We start from the raw sequence: 26278 nt of genomic DNA on the forward strand, positions 1-26278 counted from the left end.
CATTGCTGCGTCCCCGCCCCCTCAGAACCGTGCAAGCAGCTTTCACCGCACACGGCTCAAGCAAGCCCCAGAGGCTCGCCGGCAGGCAAAAGTGCTGGACTCGTCATCGCGGCGGCTCCATTCCGCCGCTGACAATGGGTGTGGAGGAGACGGAGTCGTTGACCGTCCGGCGTACTCTCGTCCGGGAACGCGATGTATTGCTTGAAGATCGCCTTCCGGATGACGACCCGCCACGCTTCCCATTCCTGTGGGCTTTGCGGCGGGTGGTCGGCGTGCAGCAGGAGTCCTCCACAGATCGAGCAACGGCCGCGTTGCGCCTGTAGAAGGCGCACGGTCATAGCGTCGACCGGCAGAGGAGTTCCTTTGCGGCGCCGTTGAGCCCAATATGACTCCAGGGCGGGGTCGTCCGGGGACGCCCTCCCCTTCACCAACTGGTGCCGGACTATCTTCGTCCAGGAGAACTTGAGCAGGTAGGCGCCGCTGTCACGGTCACCGAAAACCCACCGGTCCTTCCTGACCTTGTTGAACCGGCCGAAGTACTTGTCGGATACCCAGTGCTTCGGCTTGTTCGGGTGGCTGTGTTTGGCCCACTTGTAAGCGAGCTTCCACATGTGATTGTCCAGCGCCGTGAAGATCTCGCTGGACACCACCGTCCGGTAGTAGGCCGACCAACCCCGCACGATCGGGTTGATCTTCTTGAGTACCGCACCGGCGTTGGCCCCACGCAGGGCCAACATTTCGGTGCTGAGCCGTTCCCGGATCCGTCGCTGAGCTGCTGTGCTCGGTTTGATCAGCAGTTTGCCGTGATAGCGGCGGACGTTGAACCCCAGGAAGTCGAATCCGCTCTCCGCGTGGACGATTCGTGTCTTGTCCTCGTGGAAGGCGAGTCCCCTGGGCGTCAGCCAGGCAGCGAGCCGCTCTTTGACCTGTTCGGCCTGTTCACGGCTGCTGCACATCGCGACAAAATCATCTGCGTACCGCACCAGCACGGGGCTGCCGCTTTGCGCACTCCCGGCATCCCTGCCGGTGTTGTAATAGCGGACCCCTGCGGCTTCCTCCATTCCGTGCAGGGCCACGTTGAAGAGCAACGGGCTGATCACCCCACCCTGCGGAGTTCCCTCCTCGGTCGGGGCGAACCGACCGCGATCCACGACCCCGGCCTTCAGCCACTGCCGGACCAGTCCCCGGGCGGGGAAGGTGCCGAGTACGGCCATGAGTCGGGCGTGGTCGATACGGTCGAACGCCGCCGTCAGGTCCGCGTCGAGTACCCACGCACGCTGCGGGTTCTTCCCGTTGAGCGTGGAGTAGATGGCCCCGATCGCGTCGTGACAGCCGCGGCCGGGCCGAAAGCCGTACGACTTCGGCTCGAACCGCGCTTCCCACTCGGGCTCCAATGCTCCCAATGCCACAGCTTGCAGGCACCGGTCAACAATCACGGGAATCCCGAGTCCGCGCTTCTTCATGGTCCCCGGTTTGGGGATAAACACCCGCTTGACGGGCTTGGGAATCCACGGACGGGCACGGTGCTGAACCCAGTGGGCCAATGCGGCCTTTGACTGGGGCATCAACACGACCTTTCCATCGACTCCCGCCGTCGCGCGTCCAGCATTGACCTCCGTGACCCGTCGCACACTCAGGATCGTGTTCGAGCGGGACCGGAGCATCAGCTTCTGCAAATTGCGGACCTTCTTCAGATCCCCTGCCTGCGATGCCGTGAAGATCCTCTGCCGCAGACGCCGTACGTCTTCCTCGACCCGCCGCCAGTCAATCGACGCCCAGTCCAAGTCTTCGCCCTCGGGTCCGTTCACCGACACAGAAGCTGCCGGAAGGGCCGGAGCCGATCCATCCGCTATCTGCATGGTGTCCAACTTGCCCCTCGGTTCCGTCGTCCTTATCCAGTGATTCTGCACAGGCTCACCCGGCCCACGTCAGCACCCTTTCGGGTCGGGCAACACACCCGTATCCGGACGGTTATGCGGGGCGACTGGTGGAGAGGCCGGTCATGCTGCACCGCTTTCCCGTTTCCTTTCGGTTTCCGGCGTCGGCTTCTTGGGCCGTCCTGTTCCCGCTGGGGAGTTGAGCGTTCCTTACGGTCAGCTGACCGAGCCAAAGAGGCCCGGACCCCAACGGGGTTTCCACGTTCCACACGAATGAGATACGACCGGTGTGGGTGCTCCCTTTACCCCGAGGCGGCGGTGTCCACCTGGCCGGAGTGACCTCTACCGGCCAGCGCCTGCCGCTTCTCAACGGCTAGCCATGCACCCCACTCACGCATTCCATCGGCGGGGCTTGGGATCACGAGGCATCATCGGGAGTTCATATACTTCACCCGTCCGGTCTTCCCCTTGCCGGTAACTCCCGGATGGAACGGAAGTCCTTGGGCTTTCCCCTGAGCTTCGCACCACGCCGTTACCGGCATCGCACGTCAAGGGCGGGGACGGGTCATACGGACACGGACCCGTGACTGCACCTACGGCTTCATCAACCGCCTCTCCAATCGGTCAGTCCACTCAAATTCGTGCAACTTCGTGTCGCACGTCGGGTAGCGGGGACGCATTGCTGCGTCCCCGCCCCCTCAGAACCGTGCAAGCAGCTTTCACCGCACACGGCTCAAGCAAGCCCCAGAGGCTCGCCGGCAGGCAAAAGTGCTGGACTCGTCATCGCGGCGGCTCCATTCCGCCGCTGACAATGGGTGTGGAGGAGACGGAGTCGTTGACCGTCCGGCGTACTCTCGTCCGGGAACGCGATGTATTGCTTGAAGATCGCCTTCCGGATGACGACCCGCCACGCTTCCCATTCCTGTGGGCTTTGCGGCGGGTGGTCGGCGTGCAGCAGGAGTCCTCCACAGATCGAGCAACGGCCGCGTTGCGCCTGTAGAAGGCGCACGGTCATAGCGTCGACCGGCAGAGGAGTTCCTTTGCGGCGCCGTTGAGCCCAATATGACTCCAGGGCGGGGTCGTCCGGGGACGCCCTCCCCTTCACCAACTGGTGCCGGACTATCTTCGTCCAGGAGAACTTGAGCAGGTAGGCGCCGCTGTCACGGTCACCGAAAACCCACCGGTCCTTCCTGACCTTGTTGAACCGGCCGAAGTACTTGTCGGATACCCAGTGCTTCGGCTTGTTCGGGTGGCTGTGTTTGGCCCACTTGTAAGCGAGCTTCCACATGTGATTGTCCAGCGCCGTGAAGATCTCGCTGGACACCACCGTCCGGTAGTAGGCCGACCAACCCCGCACGATCGGGTTGATCTTCTTGAGTACCGCACCGGCGTTGGCCCCACGCAGGGCCAACATTTCGGTGCTGAGCCGTTCCCGGATCCGTCGCTGAGCTGCTGTGCTCGGTTTGATCAGCAGTTTGCCGTGATAGCGGCGGACGTTGAACCCCAGGAAGTCGAATCCGCTCTCCGCGTGGACGATTCGTGTCTTGTCCTCGTGGAAGGCGAGTCCCCTGGGCGTCAGCCAGGCAGCGAGCCGCTCTTTGACCTGTTCGGCCTGTTCACGGCTGCTGCACATCGCGACAAAATCATCTGCGTACCGCACCAGCACGGGGCTGCCGCTTTGCGCACTCCCGGCATCCCTGCCGGTGTTGTAATAGCGGACCCCTGCGGCTTCCTCCATTCCGTGCAGGGCCACGTTGAAGAGCAACGGGCTGATCACCCCACCCTGCGGAGTTCCCTCCTCGGTCGGGGCGAACCGACCGCGATCCACGACCCCGGCCTTCAGCCACTGCCGGACCAGTCCCCGGGCGGGGAAGGTGCCGAGTACGGCCATGAGTCGGGCGTGGTCGATACGGTCGAACGCCGCCGTCAGGTCCGCGTCGAGTACCCACGCACGCTGCGGGTTCTTCCCGTTGAGCGTGGAGTAGATGGCCCCGATCGCGTCGTGACAGCCGCGGCCGGGCCGAAAGCCGTACGACTTCGGCTCGAACCGCGCTTCCCACTCGGGCTCCAATGCTCCCAATGCCACAGCTTGCAGGCACCGGTCAACAATCACGGGAATCCCGAGTCCGCGCTTCTTCATGGTCCCCGGTTTGGGGATAAACACCCGCTTGACGGGCTTGGGAATCCACGGACGGGCACGGTGCTGAACCCAGTGGGCCAATGCGGCCTTTGACTGGGGCATCAACACGACCTTTCCATCGACTCCCGCCGTCGCGCGTCCAGCATTGACCTCCGTGACCCGTCGCACACTCAGGATCGTGTTCGAGCGGGACCGGAGCATCAGCTTCTGCAAATTGCGGACCTTCTTCAGATCCCCTGCCTGCGATGCCGTGAAGATCCTCTGCCGCAGACGCCGTACGTCTTCCTCGACCCGCCGCCAGTCAATCGACGCCCAGTCCAAGTCTTCGCCCTCGGGTCCGTTCACCGACACAGAAGCTGCCGGAAGGGCCGGAGCCGATCCATCCGCTATCTGCATGGTGTCCAACTTGCCCCTCGGTTCCGTCGTCCTTATCCAGTGATTCTGCACAGGCTCACCCGGCCCACGTCAGCACCCTTTCGGGTCGGGCAACACACCCGTATCCGGACGGTTATGCGGGGCGACTGGTGGAGAGGCCGGTCATGCTGCACCGCTTTCCCGTTTCCTTTCGGTTTCCGGCGTCGGCTTCTTGGGCCGTCCTGTTCCCGCTGGGGAGTTGAGCGTTCCTTACGGTCAGCTGACCGAGCCAAAGAGGCCCGGACCCCAACGGGGTTTCCACGTTCCACACGAATGAGATACGACCGGTGTGGGTGCTCCCTTTACCCCGAGGCGGCGGTGTCCACCTGGCCGGAGTGACCTCTACCGGCCAGCGCCTGCCGCTTCTCAACGGCTAGCCATGCACCCCACTCACGCATTCCATCGGCGGGGCTTGGGATCACGAGGCATCATCGGGAGTTCATATACTTCACCCGTCCGGTCTTCCCCTTGCCGGTAACTCCCGGATGGAACGGAAGTCCTTGGGCTTTCCCCTGAGCTTCGCACCACGCCGTTACCGGCATCGCACGTCAAGGGCGGGGACGGGTCATACGGACACGGACCCGTGACTGCACCTACGGCTTCATCAACCGCCTCTCCAATCGGTCAGTCCACTCAAATTCGTGCAACTTCGTGTCGCACGGTCACCTTCCCAGTGGCCTGGAACGGCACGGTCCTCGGCCTCGGCCGGCCGCTCGCTGATCAGCACGTCAGCGGTCACGTGGCCGCGGACGCTCTGCCTGGTGCGCTCCCGCGGGACACGCAGTGACCGTCCGGTGCGCAGGCAGGCGACGAGCTCACGCTTGAGGGCTCCGCGTCCCTGGACGTAAAGGGCCTGGTAGATCGCTTCCGGGGAGATGCGCATGGACTCATCTTCGGGGAAGTCCACCGTGAGCCGCTGTGATATCTGTTCCGGGCTCCAGGAGGTCGCCCAGCGGCGGTCCTGACGGCGGGGCTTGTTCCTTCCCTGCCAGGGCGGCACCTGGGGACCCTCGACGACCCGGCCGTCCAGGGCGTGGACGACGTTCCCGGCCAGCCGGTCCTGCACGTACTCGTGCAGTCGCTCATCGGCCACCAGCTTCGCCGGCTTCGGCCGCTGAGCCCGCCGCTCGGCATGCCATTGCGCCAGCGAGGCCCGGTACTCCAGGTGGTAACTCCGCGTGGAGGCGTTGCGCCGCAGCTCCCGCGAGATCGTGGACGGCGAACGCCCCAGTGGCTTTATCGAGCAGTAGTGACGTCGCTTGTCGATGAGTTTGGGAGGTGCCCATTTCCACGGATGGGTGATGTCGACGAGTTCGGGAGGCACCAGGGTTCTTGCCAGGGCAGCATCGAGGTGCTCCTGGTGAAAGGTCCTGGTCATGCCGCGGATGTCGAAGGTCGAGCTGTACGCGGCGATCCGGCGTGACCATCGCGGCGGCATGTCGATGCGGGAGCTTGAGCGCAAGCACGGCGTGACTTGGCGGACGGTCCGGAAGGCGTTGGACTCGTCCTGGCCGGAGCCCCGCAAGAAGCTGCCTCCACGAGCCACCACTCTGGATCCGTACAAGCCGGTGATCGACGAGATCCTGCGGGCGGATCTGGACGCGCCGCGCAAGCAGCGGCACACAGTCACCCGGATCTTCCACCGGCTGATCGAGGAGCACGGGGCGGACGTCTCCTACGGTGTGGTGCGCTACTACGTCGCCAGCCGGAAGCCGGAGATCCTGGTCGAGTCCGGCAAGGCGCCGCTGGAGGCGTTCGTCCCGCAGACTCACCTGCCCGGTCACGAGGCGGAGGTCGACTTCGGTGACGTGACCGTGCGCCTGGCCGGCGAGCTGGTGACCTGCTACCTGTTCTCCTTCCGGCTGTCGTACTCGGGCAAGGCCGTCCACCGCGTGTTCGCCTCCTGCGGCCAGGAAGCCTTCTTCGAAGGCCACGTCCACGCGCTACGGACGCTGGGCGGGGTCCCGCGCACCAAGGTCCGCTACGACAACCTGAAGGCCGCCGTCGCCAGGGTGCTGGGGCAGAGCCGGGGAAGAGTCGAGGCCGACCGGTGGATCGCCTTCCGCTCGCACTTCGGCATCGAAAGCTTCTACTGCCGGCCCGGCATCGAAGGCGCCCACGAGAAGGGCGGAGTTGAAGGGATGATCGGTTACTTCCGCCGCAACCACTTCGTTCCCGTCCCCGAGGTCTCCTCGCTCGCCGAGCTGAACGAGATGGTCGAGCAGTGGGACCGGCAGGACGACGCCCGCCGCATCGGCTCCAGGCCCAAGACGGTCGCTGAGTACTTCGCACTCGAACAACCACTGCTGATGCCGTTGCCCGAGGAACCGTTCGAGACGGGCCGGCTGTTCACCCCGCGGGTCGACCGCTACGGCCAGATCCCGGTCCGCACCAATCGCTACTCGGTCCCGATCCGGCTTATCGGTAAACGCGTGCGTGTCGTGCTACACGCCTCTCACCTGGTGGTTTACGACCAGAATGTGGAAGTGGCCCGGCACGAACGACTGATCGCGAAGGGCGCCGTCCGCCTGGACCTGGACCACTACCTAGAAGTCCTGGTCCGCAAGCCCGGTGCCTTCCCCGGCTCCACGGCCCTCGAACAGGCCCGCTCGGCAGGGAGGTTCACCCCGGTCCACGACGCCTGGTGGGATCAGGCCCGCAAGATGCATGGTGAGCGGGACGGCACCCGGGCACTGATCGAGGTACTCCTGCTGGGGCGTCATCTGCCTCACGAGCATGTCGTCGCGGGCCTGGCTGCGGCCCTGCGGGCCGGGGCGATGACCGCGGACGCGGTCGCTCTGGAAGCCCGCAAGGCTGCCCAGGCGGAGACCGAACCCGCCCCCGCAGCGGACCGGCGGGCTCCTGGCGAGCCGTCGGCGACGGTGACGTCGCTGCACGAGTGGCGGCTCGCGCATCTTCCTGCGGACACCAGGCCGCTGCCTTCGGTGGCCCCCTATGACCAATTGCTCCGACGCCGTCGCACCAGCGGCGGCGATCAACGTGAGGGAGAAGCCCAGTGACCCTGCCCCGCCAGCGAGGCTTGACCGAGCAGGCCGCCGACGCCGCGATCGACAGTGCTTGTCGGCTTCTGCGGCTGCCGTCGATTCGCAACGAGTTCTCCGAGATCGCTGACCGGGCGATGAAGGACCAGATGACCTACCGGGGCTTCCTCGCTGAGCTGCTGATGACCGAGTGCGACGATCGGTCCCGTCGCCGTTCGGAGCGGCGGATCAAGGCGGCCGGATTTCCGCGGGAGAAGTCGCTGCGGGCCTTCGACTTCGACGCGAACCCGAACATCGACGCGGCTACCATCCACACGCTGGCCAGCTGTGAATGGATCAAGAAGAGCCAGCCGCTCTGCCTGATCGGCGACTCTGGCACGGGCAAGTCCCACATGCTCATCGCCCTGGGCACCGAGGCTGCCATGCAGGGCTACCGCGTCCGCTACACGCTCGCCACGAAGCTGGTGAACGAGCTGGTCGAAGCGGCCGACGAGAAGCAGTTGAACAAGACCATCGCCCGCTACGGCCGCGTCGACCTGCTCTGCATCGACGAGCTCGGCTACATGGAACTCGACCGCCGCGGCGCTGAACTCCTCTTCCAGGTCCTGACCGAACGCGAGGAGAAGAACAGCGTCGCCATCGCCTCCAACGAGTCCTTCGGCGGCTGGACCAAGACCTTCACCGACCCCCGCCTCTGCGCGGCCATCGTCGACCGCCTGACCTTCAACGGCACCATCATCGAGACTGGCACCGACTCCTACCGCCTCGCCTCCACCCGAGCCCGAGCGGAGGAATCGGCCGAGGCCGGCTGACCGCAACAGACTCAGCGCCGACTACCCGCCCCCCTCCAGGCGACGGGCCGTCGGCCCGACATGCTCCAGTAGGCTGCGCTGGCCATGGATACGAACGCCGAACCCGAGCAGACCCGGCACACCACGAACGCTGCTGGTCCGCCGATCCGGCGGCTGTTCCAGGACGTCATCGCCGACCGCATGCAGGGCCCCCGGCCGCCCCAGGCCGCGATGCTGTTCGACGGCGAGGTCGACCCTTGCTGGGACGACCGGAGTTTCCTCGGCGACTTCTATGGCGAGATCCTTCACCAAGACACCTGCCAGCCGGCCACCGCTGACGGCCTCGCCCTGGTCACGGCCCTCGCAGTCGACGACCGCGTTCCCGCCCGACACCGGTTCCAAGCCGTCGACCTGCTGTTCAGGGCTGCCACTGTCGCTGAGCGCCATCTCGCCGAGACCTGGCCGGCCATCCCACAGCATGCCGATCCCGACAGTGAGGCCCGGGCCCGCAGCGCGGTCCAGGCTCACGTTCCAACTCTGCTGGCCCGCTGGTCGGCCGAATGCCCAGCGGTTCGCCTAGCTCTCGCCGGACTCGCCGTGGTCATTCCGACGGACCGCACCCTGCCCGCCCTGACACCGCGCCTGCGGACCTTCACGCATCAGCACCCCCAGGGCACCGACATCGGCGACTACGTGCGCTTCGTCCTCGTCCTGGCCACCCAGAACGACGACCAGATCCTCACGGCGACGGAGAAGCTCACTGACGCCTACTGGACGGGAACAGCGCGCGAAGTGCCAGCCCGGCCACGAGCCCTCCACCTCCTCGGCCAGATGCTGACGAAGGTCGGAATCGGACTCACCCGAGCACCCGCCAGGCAGTGACGCACCGCGCGTCGCTCACGCTGCTATTTCTCGGGTTCTGGCTCACATTCCGTGGAGGGCTGACTGAGTGTGATGTCAGTGTTGTGTGGTGGGATGGCCGGACTCTGCTGCCGTGACCTGCTGGGAGACCGCCTTCATGCCCGTGTACTCGTCTCTGACTCACGCCCTGGCCGCGGCCTTGGTCGATGCCCTGTGGTTCATCGAGGGCAGTGAAGACGAGCAGATGGATCCAGACGAGGCCGTCAAGGTGCTGGAGGGTGTCGCCCATCTGGTCAGCAAGCTGTCGAGCGAGCAACGGAGCGAACTGATCGGTCTGCTCGGGACGATGGCCGAAGCCGAGTCCGACCCCGCGCGCCGGGAGTTCCTGGAAGGGTTTCCGGAAGGCTTCGGGCTCCTTGATGATGCGGTCTGACCTGTGCATCACGAGTAGAGCAGGACGCGCTTGCGGAGAAGATGGAAACCGGCCCGGCCGAACATCTGGCGTTTGAGCATCTTGATCCGGTTGACGTGGCCTTCGACCACGCCTGAGCTCCAGGGCAGAGTGAGGCCAGCGATGACTGCATCGCGGTCGCGGTCGATGCCTGCGGCGAGGGTATGGAGGCCGGGGAGGTCATCTTGCCGGACGGCATCGAGCCACTGCGGCAGCCGTTCGCCCTGGCGCTCGGTGAGCATCTGGCCGAAGGAGCGGACGTGGCCGGTGAGGGCGTCCAGTTCAGGGCAGTGGACCAGAACGGCCTTGAGTCGAAGGTGCTCCGTCTCGTTGAGAGTCTCCGGCCGGCGAAGGATCCATCCGGCGACGACCCGGGGTGACGGTGGCCGAGCCGTGACGGGGCCTGGCGAGAGCCGCTTCTCCCGGAAATAGGCGCGAACTCGCTGGTAGCTGCCCTGATAGCCGAGCGGCACGATCTCCTCCCACACCCTCCAGGCATTCGTGCAGCCCTGGTTCCAGCGGTCATCCAGGTAGGGCTTGTAGGCGTCGAGTTTGGATGGTCGGCCCTGCCACTGCCCGCGGAATAGGTCTTCCGGGGTGGCTGCGTCGGCGAGGAGTTTGACGGTGCGGGAGGTCATTCGGAGTTGGCGGCCGATCGCCCTCCGGCTGAGCCCAGCGGCCAGCAGTTCGTGGACGGTCGCGTGGTTCACACGGGTGCGGTCGGCGAAGCGGTGTCCCCTCGGCCAGGGCGAGCCGGAGGGGTCTTCGAACTTCTCCGGACCGGGGGCAGGCTGGGCTGGATCTGGCGCCAGGACCTGCAGGCATCCGCGGTGGTCTGCGACGCACCGCTCTGCAGCCTCGCTCAGGTTGTGCCAAAGATGCCACCTGTCCGCGACCTGCACCGCCTGCGGTGCCCCGGCCGTGGCACCTTCGGCGAAGAACGGTGCCCGATCGCGGCAGACCACCTCCACCCCGGGCCGTTTCGCGAGCCAAGCGGCCAGGCTGGAAGCCTCCCGGTCGGGCAGCAGGTCCACTGGTCGCCGGCTTTCAACGTCGACCAGGACGGTCCCGTAGTGGCGCCCCTTGCGGGTCGCGTACTCATCGACGCCGACCACCCGCGGGGCTGGAACTTCGGGGTCAGGCAACGCTTCGACCAGCCTGAGCACCGTGCTGCGGCTCACGGACACGCCGAAGACGCGCGCCAGGCGGGCACCGGCCCGGCCGGCGAGCGCGAGGCCGACCGCGGCCAGCGTCGACCGCAGGCGCTCGGTCCGTCGGCCGTACCGACGAGTCAAGCCCGGCAGCTGTTCGGCGAAAGTCCGCCGCTTGCACGAGATGACCGGGCAGAGGAACCTGCGGACGCGTAAACAGAGAGCGACCCGTCTGCCTCCGCTGGGCACATCAGCGGGAAACCGCAGGTAAGAGCCGTGAATGCGCCGTGACCAGACCCCGCATCCGGGACAGATGGCCCCAGCCACCGTGCTTCGGGCCTCGATGTGAACCGCCTCGTCGTTCACGGCCACGGACAGCACCACCACGTCGGCTATCGACGGGAACAGCAACTCCTCCAGCCGGAGCACCACTTCTTCCACGGGCCGAACTGTCAGCCACACCGCACCCTGTACGGATCAATTCCGGGCATCTTCCCGCGGACCCGCTCGCCCGACGATCGTCACTCGGAGCGCATGCTCCACGGAAAGTGAGCCAGAACCATTTCTCGTGAACATTGACGGGCCTCAAGATCCGCAACCGCTGCCCAAACTGGCGGACAAACGCTGCCCCTAGAAGTGAACGAAGCCACCCCAGACACCGCGCGATCGCACGGACCCCGAAGTCCCGCGCACGCAGCAGAGCGATCTCCTCCCGCTCAGCGAACGAGAGGTAACGGCCGGAGACAGTCGGGGCGAGGCACGGATTCACCCCGCCAGCATGACGAAACCACCGCGACCCCACCGCAGGCGAGACCTCGATGACGGCTGCGGCGTCCACCGAACTCAGCCCCCGCGCGATCGCCTTCCAGAACCTGACCCGGTCCTCACGCCAGGCAACGCTCGGCCGCCCTGGCGAGGGCATCTGCCCGCGATACTCCCGCACCGCCCGCTGCCGATTCCCCACACCCATCACAAACCCCCAGCTCACGAAGGTGTTGCGACCACCGATTGAATCCACCCAACATACGAGTAGGGCCTTCGCTGAAATCTGCAGTTCAGCAGGGGTCCGGCAGAGCATGGGCGCGGTCGGGTCCAGCGCGGACAACGCCGCAGCCGAGTCCTTCAACGCCGCCTTCAAAAGGGAAACGCTCAAGGGCCGCAAGGGCTGGTCGAGCGAGCGCGAGGCCAGGCTCGACGCCTTCCGCTGGCTGACCCGATACAACACCCGACGCCGGCACTCCCGCCTCGGTCAGCGATCTCCGATCGCCTACGAGAACGCCCTCCAACCAGCAGCAACTACCCTGGCCCAAGCCGCATAGACGTGTTCAAAATCCGGGGTCAAGGCCCTTCACCCTTGGCGTCGGCCCCTACGGCGACTTCGATGCCGACCAGGAGCAGCAGGCGCTGAAGCTGTTCACCCAGCGGGTCGAAGACCGCCGCAATGAGCAGCGGCGCCGCCAGCAGCAACTGGACCAACCAGCCGACCAGGCCGCGCCCACGGGTCAGCCGTCATCAGCCTGACGAGGTTTCCTGCCTTGCGGGTGATGTCGGCCCCCTCGGTACTTGGACCGTACGACGGCCGGTGGGGGCCATGGTCGGTCCGCGCGCCGCCGGACACGTTCAGGCCGCCTCGTTGTCGGCATTCTCGTGGACGTGCTTCAGGGCCATGCGGGCTGCCACGACCTGGCCTTCGCCGAGCGTTTGCCAGTACGGGTGAGTTGTCACCGTGATGCTGAGCTCCAGGAGACGTCCCCTGTATTCGGCCACCTGTTCCCTCTGTTCATCGGTGTACCCGGGACTGTCTGGTTTGGAGGACCGGTAGCCGCTGTGGAGCTGCTTGTCTCCTTCCCAGCCCGGCATCGGCTCGGCTGACCACGGCAGGTCAGCGGCGTATCGCTCGTAGGCGGCACGAGTCTGGTGGAGGGCGAGCTGGGCGTCGCGCAGATCTTGGGGGAAGTCGGTCGTCGGCACACTTGAATGGTACGTCTGTTCGAATTACTCATGCGAGGCACACGCCGACCTTGGTCAGGCTCAAGGTGACCCTTCACGCGACTGGCCGATAGCCCGGATCGTCGCCCACCCTCGGGGCCGCGATCGCGGGACCGCTGCAAAGGTGGGGCAACCCGCATTAGCCCCTCCCGCGGCGGCGTGAATCGCTCATGGATCGCTCACGGATCGCTCATTGCTGGTAGGGTCGGCTGAAGATCGCAGTCGCCCTGCTGGGCTGCAGGGAAGGGCCGTAGATACCCGGGGGAAATAGTGAGGGAGCAGGCGAACGCTTCGGTGGCGCTGTCTCGCGAGGAAAGCCACGAGGTGCTGACCGGGGCGATCCTGCCGGAATGGGCGGCCGGTGTGCCCGGTCAGGACCATCCCGTAGTCGTCATCGGCGCCGGCCGCACTGACGCCGACGTCGAGGACCGCGCGCAGGTGCTGCGCGCCGACATCCGTACAGCGGGCGTGACGTACACCGAACTCGCCCTGGACCTCGCTCTCGCCTTCCACCACGCTGTCCGCGACGACCATGACCAGGTGGCCGCGACGATCGCCCGGCTGCGCGAGAACACCCGCGGCGGCGACTTTGCCTACTACAGCGACATCACCGCCTTCATGGCCGGTCTGCCCCTCGAGGAAGTCTCACCGACCCGCTGGATCGACGGAGCACAGCACACGCGGCGGCGATGGCGAGGCCTGGTCACCGCCCGCCGCGACGCCCTGCGTATTTCGCCGTGCCCACGACGCTGATCCGGGGCGTCCTGTTCGCCCAGCGCCGGTTCAGCCGATCACGGACCGTGCGAAGGCAACCGTGCCGGCGAATGCGCCCCCGGCAGCCAGTACTGCGACAGCCCATGCGTTCCCTGCCAGCACGGTCAGCACGCCGGCGGCCACGGCGGTCTGCGTGCCCAGCATCAGGATGACCGCGGCCCGCACCTTCTTTGCCTTCTGGCCGTTGCCGTTCTCGGGCCGTCTCCATCGCGGCCCGCAGCGCGACGCGGGCCACAGGGGTCAAGGCCCGGGACTGCTCTGAGTATGGTGTGCCAACGCCCCCTGCTGGCAGGATGATTGCCCGTACACGGAACGATCAGCTTGGCATTCGCGCAGGCCCGGCTCTGGGGGAAAACATGGCATTAGCACCCGTCGCAGTTCGGATTTCCATCCCGGACGACCCGGCCGCGCTCCCGTATCTGCGGGACTCGCTGCGACGGCACCCTGCCACCCGGCGCCTCGCGCTGGACGGGCAGGCACGGCAGACGGGCGGTGGCATGGACGCCCTCGCCGTGCTCAACGTCGTGCTGGAACACGGCGCGGCGTACGGCAGCCTCGCCGTCGCCCTCGCGGCCTGGCTGGACAGCCGGCGGAATGCGAGGCGGAACGCGGGCGGCAGCGGCGCGCCCGTACCGACCAGCGTCACGCTGTCGGTCAACGGCGCGACGGTGTCGGTGAGCGCGGGCACCCCCGAAGACCTGGAGCACGCCATCCGGACACTGGCCGAGCAGGGAACCCTTGCGCCCGGACGAGAGGCTGGCATCCCCCTGTCCGACTCCGGACAGGACAGTGACTCCGGCTCCGGAGACGCCCGCTGATGCTTCCCGACCACGACGCCTCCCGCGCCGTACTGATCGGCGCCCACAGCTACAGCCACCTGGGCGACCTGCGGGGCGTCGAGGGCAACGTACGCGACCTCAAGCGCTTCCTCACCAGTCCCGGCGGATGGCGCCTGCCCGAGCAGCACTGCCTGGACCGGCTGCAACCGGCCGGTCGAGACGAGCTCCTGGAGGAGCTGTACCGGGCCGCCGAAGAGGCGGAGGACACACTCCTGATCTATTACGCGGGCCACGGCCTGAATGCCCCCGCCAGCGCTGAGAAGCTCCACTTGGCGATGCCCGCCTCGCACCCGGACCGGCCCTTCACCTGGATCTCGTACGACGACATCCGCCAGGCCGTGTTCCAGTCTCGCGCCGTGCGCAAACTGGTCGTCCTGGACTGTTGTTACGGGGGCCGGGCCATTGCCGGCGGGATGTCGGGGACCTCTGGCAAACGACAGGCCCCGGCCGCGCCGCTGGACACGGTGGCAGAGGCGGGTATGACGGAGCGCGAGGGGGTCGCGGTGCTGACGGCCGCCTCGGAGGAGGAGGCGGCCTGGTGCCCGCCCCGCGGCGAGTACAGCGCCTTCACCGGTTCGCTGCTGCAGCTGCTCCACCACGGCATCACCGGCCCGTTCCCCGGCCAGGCGAACGGGACGCCGCGCGGCGAGCACCGGGAATGGATCGATCTCGGTACGGCCCACGTGTATCTGCAGGCACAACTGCGCGGCAAACGCACGGACGACGGTCGCCCGCTTGCCGAGCCCCAGCTGGGCAGCCGCAACAGCGGGTGGGGCATCATCCTGGCCCGCAACATGGCCTACACCGGCACGGCGCCGTCCCTCGATCCGGGCTCCCCCAGCCAGACCCCGCCCCGGCTGATCACCCTCAAGAGCCCGCGCACCGACTTCGTGGGCCGTCAGGCATGGCTCGACGAGATCGTCTCGCTCGGCAAGGAAACCGCGCAAGCAGGTGGCGGGCCCGCCGTGGTCATCGTCCACGGCATGGGCGGCGCCGGAAAGACCGAAATCATCCGCCAGGCGGCGGATCGGCTGACGGATCACTTCGACGCCGCGCACGTCGAGATCGCCCTGGACGGCTACACCAAGGACCGAGACCCCCAAGACCCCGACCTGATCATCACCGAGCATCTTCAGCGCATCGGCTACCAGCCACAAGAAATACCCAAAAGCCCCAACGCCCGCGAAACGGAATGGAAGACCTGGCTGTCGGGAAAACGGGCACTGCTACTGCTCGACAACGCCCGCGAGGCCGAGCAGATCATTCCGCTGCTCCCCGGCCCGACCTCCCCCTCGCTGGTCCTGATCACCAGCCGCGACCGGCTCAACGGCATCAACGCCCACCGGTACTTCCCCACTGCCGGGCTCGACCGTACCGAGTCGGTCGAGCTACTCCGCGAAGTCGGCACAGGCACGGCAGCTGAAGGCACTCCCGAAGAGTTGGCAGAGATCGCCATGCTCTGCCGCGACACCCCCGTCGCGCTGCGCTCCGTCGGCACGCTGCTGCAGGACATGCCCGCGGCCAGCCTGCTGAAGGACATGCGCCAGGGGCATCCCCTGCAGTACATCCCCGACGGCTACAAGGCCGTACAGATGGCCTTCGCAACCTCCTACAAGGTCCTTTCGAAAGACCTGCAACGGCTGCTCCGGCACTGCTCCTGGCACCCGGGGCCGGATTTCGGCGAGGACTCCATCACCGCTATGACGGACCGCCCAGGGGCTGCGACCGGGCTCGCTCTGCTGCTGCAGCGCAACCTCCTGCTGTCCGACGGCAGCCGCTTCTCGTTTCACGACCTCTTCCGGGAACACGCACAGGACGTGGCCGCAGCAGAAGCAGCCACCTTGCGGCCAGACTCCCGATCCCGCCTCTACGATCATCTCTCCAACCGGCTGACCGCAGCTCAGATCGCCGTGTACGGCATCGACTACGACGGGGCCGAGCATCCGGAAGTAACGGTCTTCCCGGATCCCGGGGCCGCCCGGTCCTGGCTTGACCTCCGGTCCGCAGAGCTCGAGGCGGCGACCCTCGCGGCCTACCAGGACCAGTGGCCCGGGGCCCTCGCCCTGGGTAAGAGAGTGGCCCGGTGGCTGCGCTTCAACGACCAGCACGGGCAAGCCCGAGAACTCCTAGACTTCATGCTCTCGTTCGCCACGGCTGCCGGCGAGCGTCGCGGCCAGGCCGACGCCCTGGTCGGCACCGCCCACATCCACCTCGTGCAGAGCGAGAACGGTCCGGCGTTGGAGGCCTACCGGCAGGCCCTCGATCTCTACCGCGCCATCGGCGACCGCCGCGGCCAGGCCAACGCCCTGGCCGGCACCGCCGACACCCACCGGATGCAGGAAGAGCGCGCTCCGGCGTTGGAGGCCTACCGGCAGGCCCTCGATCTCTACCGCGCCATCGGCGACCGCCTCGGCCAGGCCAACGCCCTGGCCGGCATCGCCCACACCCACCAGATGCAGGAGGAGCGCGCTCCGGCGTTGGAGGCCTACCGGCAGGCCCTCGATCTCTACCGCGCCATCGGCGACCGCCTCGGCCAGGCCAACGCCCTGGCCGGCACCGCCGACACCCACCAGATGCAGGAGGAGCGCGCTCCGGCGTTGGAGGCCTACCGGCAGGCCCTCGATCTCTACCGCGCCATCGGCGACCGCCTCGGCCAGGCCAACGCCCTGGTCGGCATCGCCGACACCCACCAGATGCAGGAGGAGCGCGCTCCGGCGTTGGAGGCCTACCGGCAGGCCCTCGATCTCTACCGCGCCATCGGCGACCGCCTCGGCCAGGCCAACGCCCTGGTCGGCATCGCCGACACCCACCAGATGCAGGAGGAGCGCGCTCCGGCGTTGGAGGCCTACCGGCAGGCCCTCGATCTCTACCGCGCCATCGGCAACCGACTCGGCCAAGCCAACGCCCTGGTCGGCATCGCCGACACCCACCAGATGCAGGAGGAGCGCGCTCCGGCGTTGGAGGCCTACCGGCAGGCCCTCGATCTCTACCGCGCCATCGGCAACCGCCGCGGCCAAGCCAACGCCCTGGTCGGCATCGCCGACACCCACCAGATGCAGGAGGAGCGCGCTCCGGCGTTGGAGGCCTACCGGCAGGCCCTCGATCTCTACCGCGCCATCGGCAACCGCCGCGGCCAGGCCAACGCCCTGTGGGGCGTAGCCCACCTCCAGCTCGCCAGAGGTGAATGTTCGGAGGCCCGCCGCTGTTTTCAGGAGGCCTTGGAGCTTTATCGTCTGATCGGCAACACCACCTGGGCCGACAAGTGCCGTGAGAAGCTCCGTGACCTCGGCGACGACGACCCCAACTGATGAGTCGGCAGCTCGGAGCCCTGCACTCGCTGTCGCCGACTGACGGCCGTTCCCGCAGGGCGCAACCATCGCTGCGACAGATCACTGTTCATGCAGGTCAGGGCTGAGACGCGAGGGCGTTGCAGGCTCCTGTTGCACCGCGTGTTGCACGCTCGGACCCGGGGACGTCGTGCACGGCATGGTGACGGCGCGGAGACGTGCAGCGCCGTCACCGTTGGCGCTTCGGCGGCCTGCTGAACGACGCGCACTCCGCTGTCGGCCACCCGCACCTACACCTGAAGCAAGCCGAGAAGCAGGCACCCGTTCCTGAGCTGCACGAGGCCCGCAAGCCTCCGAGCAAGGCTCTGGCTTCGGCTGCTCAAGCTGATTGTGGTGCATTGAAGAAGGCTGCACGGGAGCAGAGGACGACGACGTGGAAGCAGACGGAGCAGCAGCTTGGCCTTCCCCACATGAGCATCGCCGACCGCATACACGTCCTGATCCTCGTGGACGAGGCGACTCCGCCCGACCACGCGCTGCTGGCCTCGCTAGTCGTCGCGACCGATCCCCAGATCAGGGAGTACTACCGGGAGATCGCAGCAGCTCAGAATCTGGAAGCGCCGGAGAACCAGGATGAGCTCCGCGGCGTAATCGACGCTGACGTCCAGCAGGTGTTCAGCACCTGGTCTCGCTAGAGCCGAACCACCTGCTGGGACCGTCTCTGTCCCAGCATCCCTGCCTCAGCCCGCGCGTGGATTTACGCGGCCGAGGCAGGGGCTTCGGCTCCACCGCGCGCTGTCTTATGGTGCTTACTCCCGCTCGCTTGGCTGCCAGCTTCTGCAGGGCCTGGGCACGGGCGGCATCGTGGAGTGCGGCGGCTACTGTCCAGTGGTCTTGGCCTGGAGTTCGGCCACCGCCTGACAGCCGTCGAACAATCCTCCGGCTCGCGAGCCAGCTCCCGGATCTGGCGCTCGAGCGCACCCTGGATCGCAGGGTCGACCACCGTCGCCTTCCGGCTGGCTTGATGCGCCTCGAGGGCACGCCGGTAGCCCTCGCACGCCGTCTCCCTGGTCTTCGCCGGGCCGGTGGGCGCGGCCGGGTGAACGGGCCTGCCGGCAGCGTCAGCCGGACCGGGCACGGCGCCGGGCAGCAGGATCCGAAGGGAACGCGCAACGGTACGGCCGCAGCTTTGTTGGCGGGCCACGATGACTCGGGTCTGCTCCAGCCTGCTCCAGCCGGGCCTGGGCCGCCCTGCTGGTCGTCCAGCCGGGCACCGGCTCATCGGGGGAAGCTCGGTGTGCGCACACGCACCGGACGCTACCCAGAGACCGCGGCATCACGGCCGGAACGGATCTTTGCGTTGGCCAGAAGGCGTCGTTCTGGACCGAGTTGATGCGATTCCCTCGCAGAGCAAGAGCCACTCGGGCAGCATACGCAGCGAACACATGTGATTACATACTGCAATTCAGAGGGGGGCCGATGGCTCGGGACAACAACCCGGACTTCGCCACAACGCTGGTGATGCTGCACACCGCTGTCACGAACACGGGCAACGAGCTGCGGGACGCGCTCGACAAGGGCGTGGAGAAGCTTCAGGCGAGTGGGCAGGCAGCGCAGCGGGAGACGGCCCAGTCCGTAGTCGATGAACTCGGCCGGATGCGCACCAACCTTCGCGAGGCGAGGGACCGGCTGACCGCCGGCGGGGACATGCTGAACTCGGAGGTCAGCCGAGCCGTCACCGAGCTGCGGGCCGAGATGCGCGATGTGCGGGCGGCGGTCGACAATATGACCCCGCCCGCTCCGGCGCCGGTCACCTCGGAAGCACACGCGCCCTCCTACGAGCCCGCCGTCGGCGACGTACCGGCCCCCGGGCCCTCCACGTTCTACGGCACAGCACTGGGAGCGGCCCCGGTGGCCACCACCACGCAGCACGGTGAGCTCCCGCCGGAATCCGACCAGCCCGCGATCCCGGCGCAGCGCAACGGTACCGACAGCGAACAGCCGGGCGACGCTGTACTGCCCTTCGACCTCATCCAGCAGGCCGTCCGCGACGCCCTCGCCGCGGAACTCGCCCCGATCGGCGCCCTCCTGGCAGAGAGCAAGGACCGCGGAACCGAGGATGCCTCTGCGGTACGGGACCAGCTGCGCGAAGCGGTCCAGGAAGTGCGCGAGCAGCTGCAGGAGGCCCGGCGTGAGGCTCGCCTCGAGCTCGCCGCCCTCCGGGAAGAGGCCATCGGTCTGCGCGCCGGGCTGGAGCAGCTGCGCTCCCAGTCGGACGACCAGGAGCCCGCAGCCGGCGAGGTGAGCAAGGAGCACAGTGAACTGCTCCAGCAGGCCGCCAGGGTCTCCTCCGTCGATCTGCTGTGCCACCGCGACGTCTGGGAGTTCATCACCGCCCAGGCCGGACGCCACCAGCACTTCCGGGTGCCGCCGCAGGTCACCGCCGAAGGTGACGAGCGGATCCGGGCCGCCGTGTCCGGGCGCTCCCTGATCGCCCTGTTGATCAGCCTGCACGCCGTCAGGCACACCGCCCGGGACGGCGACGGCGACCAGGAGCTGGCCGCCACCCTGTACAAGAGGATCCAGGCCCGCCTGGCCGGCTTAGCCGCGCACGGCCAGCCGGTCACCATCACCCTGGACGACCGCTCCTCCCCCACCAGCGACGACGCTTCCGCCGACGGCGTGCCCGGCAGCACCGAGGAGCAGGTTGCTGACCCTCCGGCAGCTGACGGCGACGGGGGCAACGATCAGCAGAGGCCCCACGACGGCACCTCGCCCTCCTGAGTAGCTGCGCCTGGGCGATCACCCGCCCAGGGGCGAACGCCTAGATGCCCCTCAGCCAGCAGCGCGCCGTTCGTCGTCCAGGTGGGCCATGGCGTAACCGCGCTCGTCCGGGTGGCGGGCGAGGCGGGCCATCGCCCACGCGGTCCTCGCGTCGATCCCTTCTCCGAAGTCGGCGGCCAGGCGTCGTGCCTGCCACGTCGTGCGCGGGGCGAGCATCCACCGTACGAGCGGGAAGTGGACACGGTCGGTGCCGGCTGTCGTCCGGCCCGCCCCGGCACGGGAGTCCTCGGAGGCGAGATCGGGAGGGTTCGGGTCAGGCACGATGTCGAGTCTGGTGACGGCCTTGGCCGCCGCGGTTGTGATCGGGCTAGAGATCACCGAAACGGGCGGCGCCCCATCGCCGGGTTGACGCCCGAGAGGCACAGCGACAAAAACTGAGGGCCCCCACCAGCTGGTGGGGGCCCTCAAAGTCTGAACCCTGGGGGTATGGCCTGCCCTCGTTAGAGGGCTACCAGGGACGATTCCAGGGTCTTCGTCGCCCAGTCGGGGTGCTCGCCCGTCGGGGTGAACGGGCTCGGGAGCCGGGAGCCGTCGACCTGCGGGCGGCGGGTCGCCGCACTCCCGGGCTATGGCCTCGGCTCTGGCGCGTAGGTCCTCGGCGCGGTCCTCGGCGTCCTGGGCGAGGTAGCGGGAGGACTCGTCACCGACGGCGTCGACGAGCCGGTGCAGCAGCGCGGCTCGTCGATCCAGGTAGTCCAGCCGGCTGTCGGACGTGGAGCGGCGGGAGTTGTAGTGCTCGGCGTCGCCCAGCAGCCCCACCAGGTCCGCGACCAGCAGCCGGTCCGTGCCTGGCTCGATGGTCGTCACGACGGCTTTCCGGCGAGCGCGGCCAGGCGCTCCATCTCGTCGATGCCGTTGTTGCAGCACTTCCCGCACACCAGCCGCCGGCGCTTGGGCTGCTCGGGCAGCCGGACATCGAACGGCGCCCGGTCCTCGGCCTTGTCGCGCAGATCGTAGTCGCACTCCGCGCAGACCAGCCGGGCGGCGCGGGCCTGCTTCTTCGACCAGGCGGGCCACTCTGCCGACAGCCGCAGGATGGCGATGACCATGCCGTCGGCCCGGGGCTGGAACACCGTGAAGTCCCAGTGCGGGGCGTCCTCGGGGATGTCGGCGATCACCTGCTCCAGCGACGGCATCCACGGCACCAGGTGGCCCAGGTTCTCGCGCAGGATGCGGACCTCCTCACCCTCGCGCATGGCCTTGCTGTAGGAAGTGGCGAGCGGGAAGCGGAAGGCGGTCACGACGGCGTGCGGGACCTGGAGCAGGTCCAGGTCCCCGCTGAGCTCGGCGGCGGTGGCCTTCCACTCGCCGCAGTTGATCTCCCGCCACATCGCCAGCCCGTCGGCGTTCAGCCTCCCGGACGCGTTGATCGTGCCGACGATCCGCCGCTGCGCGGCCCGGACCTCCGGGGCGACCGCTACCGTCATCTCCCACTCCCTGCTCTCATCAGCGCCCTGTTCACAGCGCCGTCCGTGCTGGTCAACGAGCAAGTCCCCGGGAAGACCCGGTGGCGGCCGGGGCAGGCCCTGCGCATCCTGGAAGAAGAGGCGATCGGCATGGGAAGGAACAGTGGCAAAGGCACCGGTGGTCGGCGGACGTCCATGACGCCGCAGGCGGCCTCGCGGGTGCAGTCCGCCGGCGCGAAGAACCCGGGCAGTCGGACCGCGCAGACCGGTTTCCCTGCCCGCGCACAGTCCGCCGCGGCGAAGGACTCGCCCGCGGCCGGGTAGTGATCCCCACACCGCGAACCGTCGGATCACGCGGATCAACGAGATCGTGCCGAAGGCACGGCTGACCGGCCTGCTCGCCTCCGTACGCCCGTCGTGGTCCTAGTTGTGGACACCGTGCGGTACGCAGGGCTTTCGCAGAGCACGTGCAGCCGCCGCTGCCCGTCGATGCCGAGCGGCTCCACGCGTGCTGCGAAGTCCTTCGACCGAAGCGCTGGACTCCGCCAGGCCGCCCTGTCGCCGAACCACTGGGGCCGTGTCAGCTTCGGTTCCGGGATCTCGTTGTCGCTCATCAGGATGCCTCCGCATCGGTTATGACCTGGACGACATGCTGAACGCGGGGCGTGGCCGCCGGTGTGATCGTAGGCAGCCCGGCCCGCTCGGCTGCCAGCTTCTGCAGGGCCCTGGCCCGGGCGGCATCGCTGGCGCGCACCTGCTGCTGGCCGGTCGTCCTGGCCTGCAGCTCGGCCAACGCCTGGCGACCGTCGAACAACGCTTCCGGCTCGCGGGCCTGCTCCCGGATCTGCCGCTCGATCGCGCTCTGGATCGCAGGGTCGACCACCGTCCTCTTCCGGCTGGCCTGGTGCGCCTCGAGGGCACGTCGGTAGCCCTGGGATGCCGTCTCGCACGTCTTCGGCTTCGGGGCTTTGGAACCGGACGCAGGTGTGGAAGGGGAAGACACGGGGATCGCCTGAGTGCGTTCCGTGGAGGCCAGTCCGTGGGCAGAGCGGACGGCGGTGAGGCTGGCGGGGCGCAGGATCTCCAAGTGCCGCACCGTGTCCTGGCCGACAGCCGCGTTGACCTTGGCGACGATCTCCTTCTGGTGCAAGGTCAGCTGGGTGCGGTAGGCGGACGTGGCGGGCAACAAGTGCAGGGTGCGGGTCGCGTCGTCGAACCGGACGGCATCAACCTTCCCGACGAGCTCGGGCGCGATGGCCGGCCACTGCTCGAGGACACCGTTGCTCCTGGCGGCGGAGGCCGTCGTCGTGTCCCAGCCGCGTGCCGCGACCATCTGCGCCACGGCCTCACCGAAGGGCAGCGGGTCACGGCCACCCTTGCGGGGCCTCGCAGTCGTGGTGGTCTTGGTGCGCTGGGTCCGCGGTGCGCTCTTCGCGGCGGCGCGGGCTGTCTGCAGGGCGACGCGAGCCAGGTCGACGCCGCTCAACGAGGTGTCACTCATGCCAAAACTCCCGTCGCGGTAGTGGTCCCGAGGAAGGCCGCGATGTCGGTGGCCGCGTCGTGGTCGGTGAGGTCGTCCAGGCCGCGCTCAGCCTGGACGGCGGAGTAGGCGGCGAGGCCTTCGGTCAGGCCGTCCAGCACGCTGCGCACCAGGTCGGGCCTTGATGCGGTCAGGGCCCCGGACGCCTCCTGCTCGTTCCAGTCCTCCATCGCGAGCTCGGTAGCCACGTGCTCAGCGGTGGCCTGTTTGGCCAGTTGGACGCGGATGTACTCCGCCGGGCGGGCCGGGCGCCAGGTCAGCATCCAGGAGTGGAGCTCCGCTGCGATGGTGTCGGCGTCCAGGCCCGCGTCGATCCACGGCCGCAGTACGAACTCCAGGCGCCGCAGCCGCACGCCCTGGGTCCACCAGACCCGGGCCCGCACCTGCCGGGTGATCCAGATGCCGCGCTGCACCTGACGAGCCGTCCGACGGCCCTCCAGGCCGTTGCTGCTGCTCTTGTCGGAGGCGGGAGATGTGGTTGTGCGGCTCGTGCGCTGGCGCGAGGTGTCTTTACAACCACTCTCAACCTCAGCTTCAGGTGATCGGTGGTAACGACCAGGAGAATGGGGCTCACGGCCCTGCGAGCAGGACTTATCCACAACCGAGTTATCCACAGGACGGGCCTTACGGGCACCGGCACCGGGCCGACCGGCCGACCGGCACCGCTCTGTACGGCGAAGGCTCTCCTGCCGGGCCTCGCTCCGCACCACCGACTCCGTGACCGCACGCTCCCGGCCGGCCTCGGTCACCCCACACACCCGGCCCTCGTACCCGGACCCGGCCAGCCGGTGCCCCATCGCCTCGTCGAACACCAGCGGGATCACCGCCGCGTAGATCGTCGCCGTCGCCGTGTACTCCCCAGCGGCCAGCGACAGATTCCGCCTCGACCCGTGCACCAGCCACACCAGCGCACCCAGCTCCCGCAACACCGCCACGTGCCGCTTCACCGTCGCCACCGACGTACCGGTCCGCCGCGCCGTGCCCTGCAAGTCGTAGACCACGATCCCCCGCCGGTAATCCATCCGGCCCGCCAAATCCTTTGCGACCCGCACCGTGGTCTCACACGCCCCCGGATGCAGACCGGCACCCACCAGCCACACCACCGCACGCAGCCACGCCCGCGGCTCAGCACGCCGCGACCGCGTATACACAACGTCCTGCTCCCGCCCCAACACCCGGGCCAACCGCACCTCCGGCACCGGAGAGGCCTGCGCGGGAATCGTCGCCGCAGCCGACGCCGCCACGGTGCTCATCGGCCCACCGCCTTGGCAGGAGCGATTGCTGTCTTCGTCTGCATCGGGCCGGTGTACACGCCCAAGCGGACACCCCTCTCAGCAGACAGAACGCGTACTTCGTGAACCATCTGCCGACCCTGCACCGGGCGGCCTGTGGACAGAGGCCGGTGGGCCCCGATTGCCCCCGGCGCTCCCGCACGGCGGGCAACAACCTTGAATTCCGTCCCGTGGGGCGGGACGGCGTGGTCGCACGCACTGCTCACGACGTGGAGCACGTGGGGTGACGGGTCGCGCAGCATGGACGCACGGGACGTCTGGAAGGCGGCCCGCTGATGCCGAGAGCGTGTGATGTGCGTCACAGTGTCGCGAGGGGGGACGCCGCCACACAAGGGCATTCCGCCCGGCGGGATCCGCCGCACGCTATGGCGAAGCTGACAACGCAGCTGGGGGTCGTGCACTATGACAAGACCTCCTGTTCCTACTTAGCGGATGGATGGGGAGCCCGTTCCGGAAGGAACGGGGTACTGCCCGGCCCTGCCATAGGCCGGTACTGCGGAACTGGTCCCTGCCAAAGGACCGGGTACTGCGGACGTGACTCCTGCCAAGGAGTCACAGGGGCCCTTGCCAAAGGGCTCCAGAACTTCGCTCGGATCGGGTGCCAAATCCCCGCCCGAGCAGACGGGCCGCAAGTGCCGGAACGTGGTCGCCAAAACCACGGAACCCAGCTGCGGTCGATGACCTAGGTCATCCCAACCCCCTAATCCGGAGGCTGGCGTCGTCATGCCCGAAAGTAGACTCGCGGTCAGTCTTCATCCGGTGCCTCCTGGGTGGCGGCCGGATACTTCTCGGCCAGTCGGCGAAGGAAGTGCGCGTACTGCAACCGATTGCCGCGGTGAGGCTTGGTGAGCCCCGCCTCCCACCGAGCGACGGCGACTCGCTTGACGCCGATAGCGTCAGCGACCTCCGCCTGGGTGAGGCCAGCGGCGACCCGCAGTTGCTGCCGAATGCGGGGTGCCGGAAGCGTGTCGTCATCCACCAGTGCATCAACTCGACGCAGTGGATCCGACATCGCGACCCCAATCCTAGGAAACAGTTCCTGAAAAGATACACCAAGTGATCTCGGGAACGCTGCCCATAGGAGCGGCGGCGCGGGAACTTCGCAGATACGCATCGACAAGGTCACTCCTCCTCTCCGTACAACGACCATTGGCTGGTCCGGGCACCGAGATGCTCCGGCGGCCGCGCTCGCACCGGATCGACTGCGCTGACTTGGACAAGCCCTCGGAGATCAGGACCGGCGTACCGAGCCCCGCGTGCGCGCACAGCGCCGGATCCTTCACCTCCCAGCCGTGCTGGCCGGGGTGCCCATGGAAGAGTCCGCACGGATAGGTGCTGACCTCCTCGGGCGGACCGGACTCAACCGGGCACATGGTCAGCGTCACCAAGTCGTGCTGGCCCTCATCCCATTGCAGCCACCAGTGGTCGCCCTCGAAGAGGGACACCACCTCACTGTGGTGCAGGACGCCGTCATGACCATTCGACAACTCGCACCACTGCACCAGCGCGAAGTCATCGACCCCAGAGTCGGCGTACCGCGGGTCCCCGCGTCGGAGGAGCTCGGCTTGTTTCGTGGTGAGTCCGGTTTTTCCTGCGCAGTGAACGAACCGCTCAGCCATT

General features: G+C 67.7%; 22 protein-coding genes and 3 pseudogenes. 11 read left to right on the forward strand and 14 right to left on the reverse strand.

Annotation, left to right across the window (positions count from 1 at the left end):
- Window positions 1-56 precede the first annotated feature (56 nt).
- From ltrA (OG524_RS36410) to OG524_RS36420, 3 genes and pseudogenes are all read right to left on the reverse strand, one after another.
- Window positions 57-1859: a group II intron reverse transcriptase/maturase gene (gene ltrA, locus OG524_RS36410; RefSeq protein ID WP_331762220.1), complete on the reverse strand. Its 1803-nt coding sequence runs from the start codon at window positions 1857-1859 to the stop codon at window positions 57-59.
- Between the two features lie 751 nt (window positions 1860-2610).
- Window positions 2611-4413, reverse strand: a complete 1803-nt coding sequence (gene ltrA, locus OG524_RS36415) for a group II intron reverse transcriptase/maturase (protein ID WP_331762220.1) — start codon at window positions 4411-4413, stop codon at window positions 2611-2613.
- A gap of 679 nt (window positions 4414-5092) precedes the next feature.
- Window positions 5093-5662: pseudogene (locus tag OG524_RS36420) on the reverse strand (transposase); the annotation flags it as partial.
- 154 nt (window positions 5663-5816) lie between these two features.
- Between OG524_RS36420 and istA the strand changes: the two are divergent.
- The 4 genes from istA (at window position 5817) to OG524_RS36440 (ending at window position 9518) form a co-directional block, all read left to right on the forward strand.
- Window positions 5817-7451, forward strand: coding sequence for an IS21 family transposase (gene istA, locus OG524_RS36425; RefSeq protein WP_331762221.1), 1635 nt, complete (start codon window positions 5817-5819; stop codon window positions 7449-7451).
- Window positions 7448-8245, forward strand: a complete 798-nt coding sequence (istB, locus tag OG524_RS36430) for an IS21-like element helper ATPase IstB (RefSeq protein WP_331762223.1) — start codon at window positions 7448-7450, stop codon at window positions 8243-8245. The genes istA and istB overlap by 4 nt, the downstream gene beginning before the upstream one ends.
- 84 nt (window positions 8246-8329) lie before the next feature.
- The gene (locus OG524_RS36435) at window positions 8330-9106 is read left to right on the forward strand and encodes a hypothetical protein (RefSeq protein ID WP_331762225.1); all 777 of its coding nucleotides are present in this window, start codon (window positions 8330-8332) and stop codon (window positions 9104-9106) included.
- 112 nt (window positions 9107-9218) lie between these two features.
- Window positions 9219-9518 carry a hypothetical protein gene (locus OG524_RS36440; RefSeq protein WP_285573996.1) on the forward strand — a complete coding sequence of 100 codons (300 nt, stop codon included), beginning with the start codon at window positions 9219-9221 and terminating at the stop codon, window positions 9516-9518.
- Between the two features lie 8 nt (window positions 9519-9526).
- On the opposite strand, the gene OG524_RS36445 is transcribed toward OG524_RS36440, so the two are convergent.
- Window positions 9527-11128 carry an ISL3 family transposase gene (locus tag OG524_RS36445; protein ID WP_331725488.1) on the reverse strand — a complete coding sequence of 534 codons (1602 nt, stop codon included), beginning with the start codon at window positions 11126-11128 and terminating at the stop codon, window positions 9527-9529.
- Between the two features lie 208 nt (window positions 11129-11336).
- Window positions 11337-11657, reverse strand: a pseudogene (locus OG524_RS36450) (helix-turn-helix domain-containing protein); the annotation flags it as partial.
- Window positions 11658-11706: 49 nt separating this feature from the next.
- Here OG524_RS36450 and OG524_RS36455 point away from each other — a divergent pair.
- Window positions 11707-12006 (forward strand): annotated as a pseudogene (locus tag OG524_RS36455) (integrase core domain-containing protein); the annotation flags it as partial.
- A gap of 19 nt (window positions 12007-12025) precedes the next feature.
- On the opposite strand, the gene OG524_RS36460 reads toward OG524_RS36455, so the two are convergent.
- Both OG524_RS36460 and OG524_RS36465 read right to left on the reverse strand, forming a co-directional pair.
- A complete protein-coding gene (locus OG524_RS36460; RefSeq protein WP_331762228.1) occupies window positions 12026-12163 on the reverse strand; it encodes a hypothetical protein in 138 nt (45 codons plus the stop codon).
- A 144-nt stretch (window positions 12164-12307) separates the two neighbouring features.
- Window positions 12308-12658, reverse strand: a complete 351-nt coding sequence (locus OG524_RS36465) for a hypothetical protein (RefSeq protein ID WP_331762229.1) — start codon at window positions 12656-12658, stop codon at window positions 12308-12310.
- Between the two features lie 312 nt (window positions 12659-12970).
- On the opposite strand from OG524_RS36465, the gene OG524_RS36470 reads away from it, so the two are divergent.
- A complete protein-coding gene (locus tag OG524_RS36470) occupies window positions 12971-13429 on the forward strand; it encodes a hypothetical protein (protein WP_405812563.1) in 459 nt (152 codons plus the stop codon).
- A gap of 30 nt (window positions 13430-13459) precedes the next feature.
- Here OG524_RS36470 and OG524_RS36475 read toward each other — a convergent pair whose 3' ends face one another.
- Window positions 13460-13615, reverse strand: a complete 156-nt coding sequence (locus OG524_RS36475) for a hypothetical protein (RefSeq protein ID WP_331762233.1) — start codon at window positions 13613-13615, stop codon at window positions 13460-13462.
- 191 nt (window positions 13616-13806) lie between these two features.
- Between OG524_RS36475 and OG524_RS36480 the strand changes: the two genes are divergently transcribed.
- The 4 genes from OG524_RS36480 (at window position 13807) to OG524_RS36495 (ending at window position 20360) form a co-directional block, all read left to right on the forward strand.
- Window positions 13807-14268 (forward strand): hypothetical protein, encoded by a 462-nt coding sequence (locus OG524_RS36480; RefSeq protein WP_405812564.1) that lies wholly within the window; start codon window positions 13807-13809, stop codon window positions 14266-14268.
- The gene (locus OG524_RS36485) at window positions 14268-17597 is read left to right on the forward strand and encodes a caspase, EACC1-associated type (protein WP_331762237.1); all 3330 of its coding nucleotides are present in this window, start codon (window positions 14268-14270) and stop codon (window positions 17595-17597) included. The genes OG524_RS36480 and OG524_RS36485 overlap by 1 nt, the downstream gene beginning before the upstream one ends.
- Window positions 17598-17794: 197 nt before the next feature.
- Window positions 17795-18271, forward strand: coding sequence for a hypothetical protein (locus OG524_RS36490; protein ID WP_405812565.1), 477 nt, complete (start codon window positions 17795-17797; stop codon window positions 18269-18271).
- 784 nt (window positions 18272-19055) lie between these two features.
- Window positions 19056-20360 (forward strand): hypothetical protein, encoded by a 1305-nt coding sequence (locus OG524_RS36495; protein WP_331762241.1) that lies wholly within the window; start codon window positions 19056-19058, stop codon window positions 20358-20360.
- A gap of 51 nt (window positions 20361-20411) precedes the next feature.
- Here the strand turns inward: OG524_RS36495 and OG524_RS36500 are convergent, their stop codons facing one another.
- Window positions 20412-21227, reverse strand: a complete 816-nt coding sequence (locus OG524_RS36500; RefSeq protein WP_331762243.1) for a hypothetical protein — start codon at window positions 21225-21227, stop codon at window positions 20412-20414.
- A complete protein-coding gene (locus OG524_RS36505; protein ID WP_331762245.1) occupies window positions 21224-21847 on the reverse strand; it encodes a hypothetical protein in 624 nt (207 codons plus the stop codon). The genes OG524_RS36500 and OG524_RS36505 overlap by 4 nt, the downstream gene beginning before the upstream one ends.
- A gap of 45 nt (window positions 21848-21892) precedes the next feature.
- Here OG524_RS36505 and OG524_RS36510 point away from each other — a divergent pair, with 45 nt between their 5' ends.
- Entirely contained in the window at window positions 21893-22150 is a 258-nt protein-coding gene (locus OG524_RS36510; RefSeq protein WP_331762247.1) for a hypothetical protein, read from the forward strand.
- A gap of 289 nt (window positions 22151-22439) precedes the next feature.
- On the opposite strand, the gene OG524_RS36515 is transcribed toward OG524_RS36510, so the two are convergent.
- The 4 genes from OG524_RS36515 to OG524_RS36530 form a co-directional block, all read right to left on the reverse strand.
- Window positions 22440-23327, reverse strand: a complete 888-nt coding sequence (locus tag OG524_RS36515; RefSeq protein WP_331762249.1) for a DciA family protein — start codon at window positions 23325-23327, stop codon at window positions 22440-22442.
- Window positions 23324-24388, reverse strand: coding sequence for a hypothetical protein (locus OG524_RS36520; protein ID WP_405812566.1), 1065 nt, complete (start codon window positions 24386-24388; stop codon window positions 23324-23326). The genes OG524_RS36515 and OG524_RS36520 overlap by 4 nt, the downstream gene beginning before the upstream one ends.
- A gap of 1015 nt (window positions 24389-25403) precedes the next feature.
- Entirely contained in the window at window positions 25404-25670 is a 267-nt protein-coding gene (locus tag OG524_RS36525) for a helix-turn-helix transcriptional regulator (RefSeq protein ID WP_331762253.1), read from the reverse strand.
- Window positions 25671-25683: 13 nt separating this feature from the next.
- The gene (locus OG524_RS36530) at window positions 25684-26277 is read right to left on the reverse strand and encodes a hypothetical protein (RefSeq protein ID WP_331762255.1); all 594 of its coding nucleotides are present in this window, start codon (window positions 26275-26277) and stop codon (window positions 25684-25686) included.
- Window position 26278 lies beyond the last annotated feature (1 nt).

This window comes from Streptomyces sp. NBC_01520 (assembly GCF_045040375.1).
In the GTDB taxonomy this organism is placed as follows: domain Bacteria; phylum Actinomycetota; class Actinomycetes; order Streptomycetales; family Streptomycetaceae; genus Streptomyces.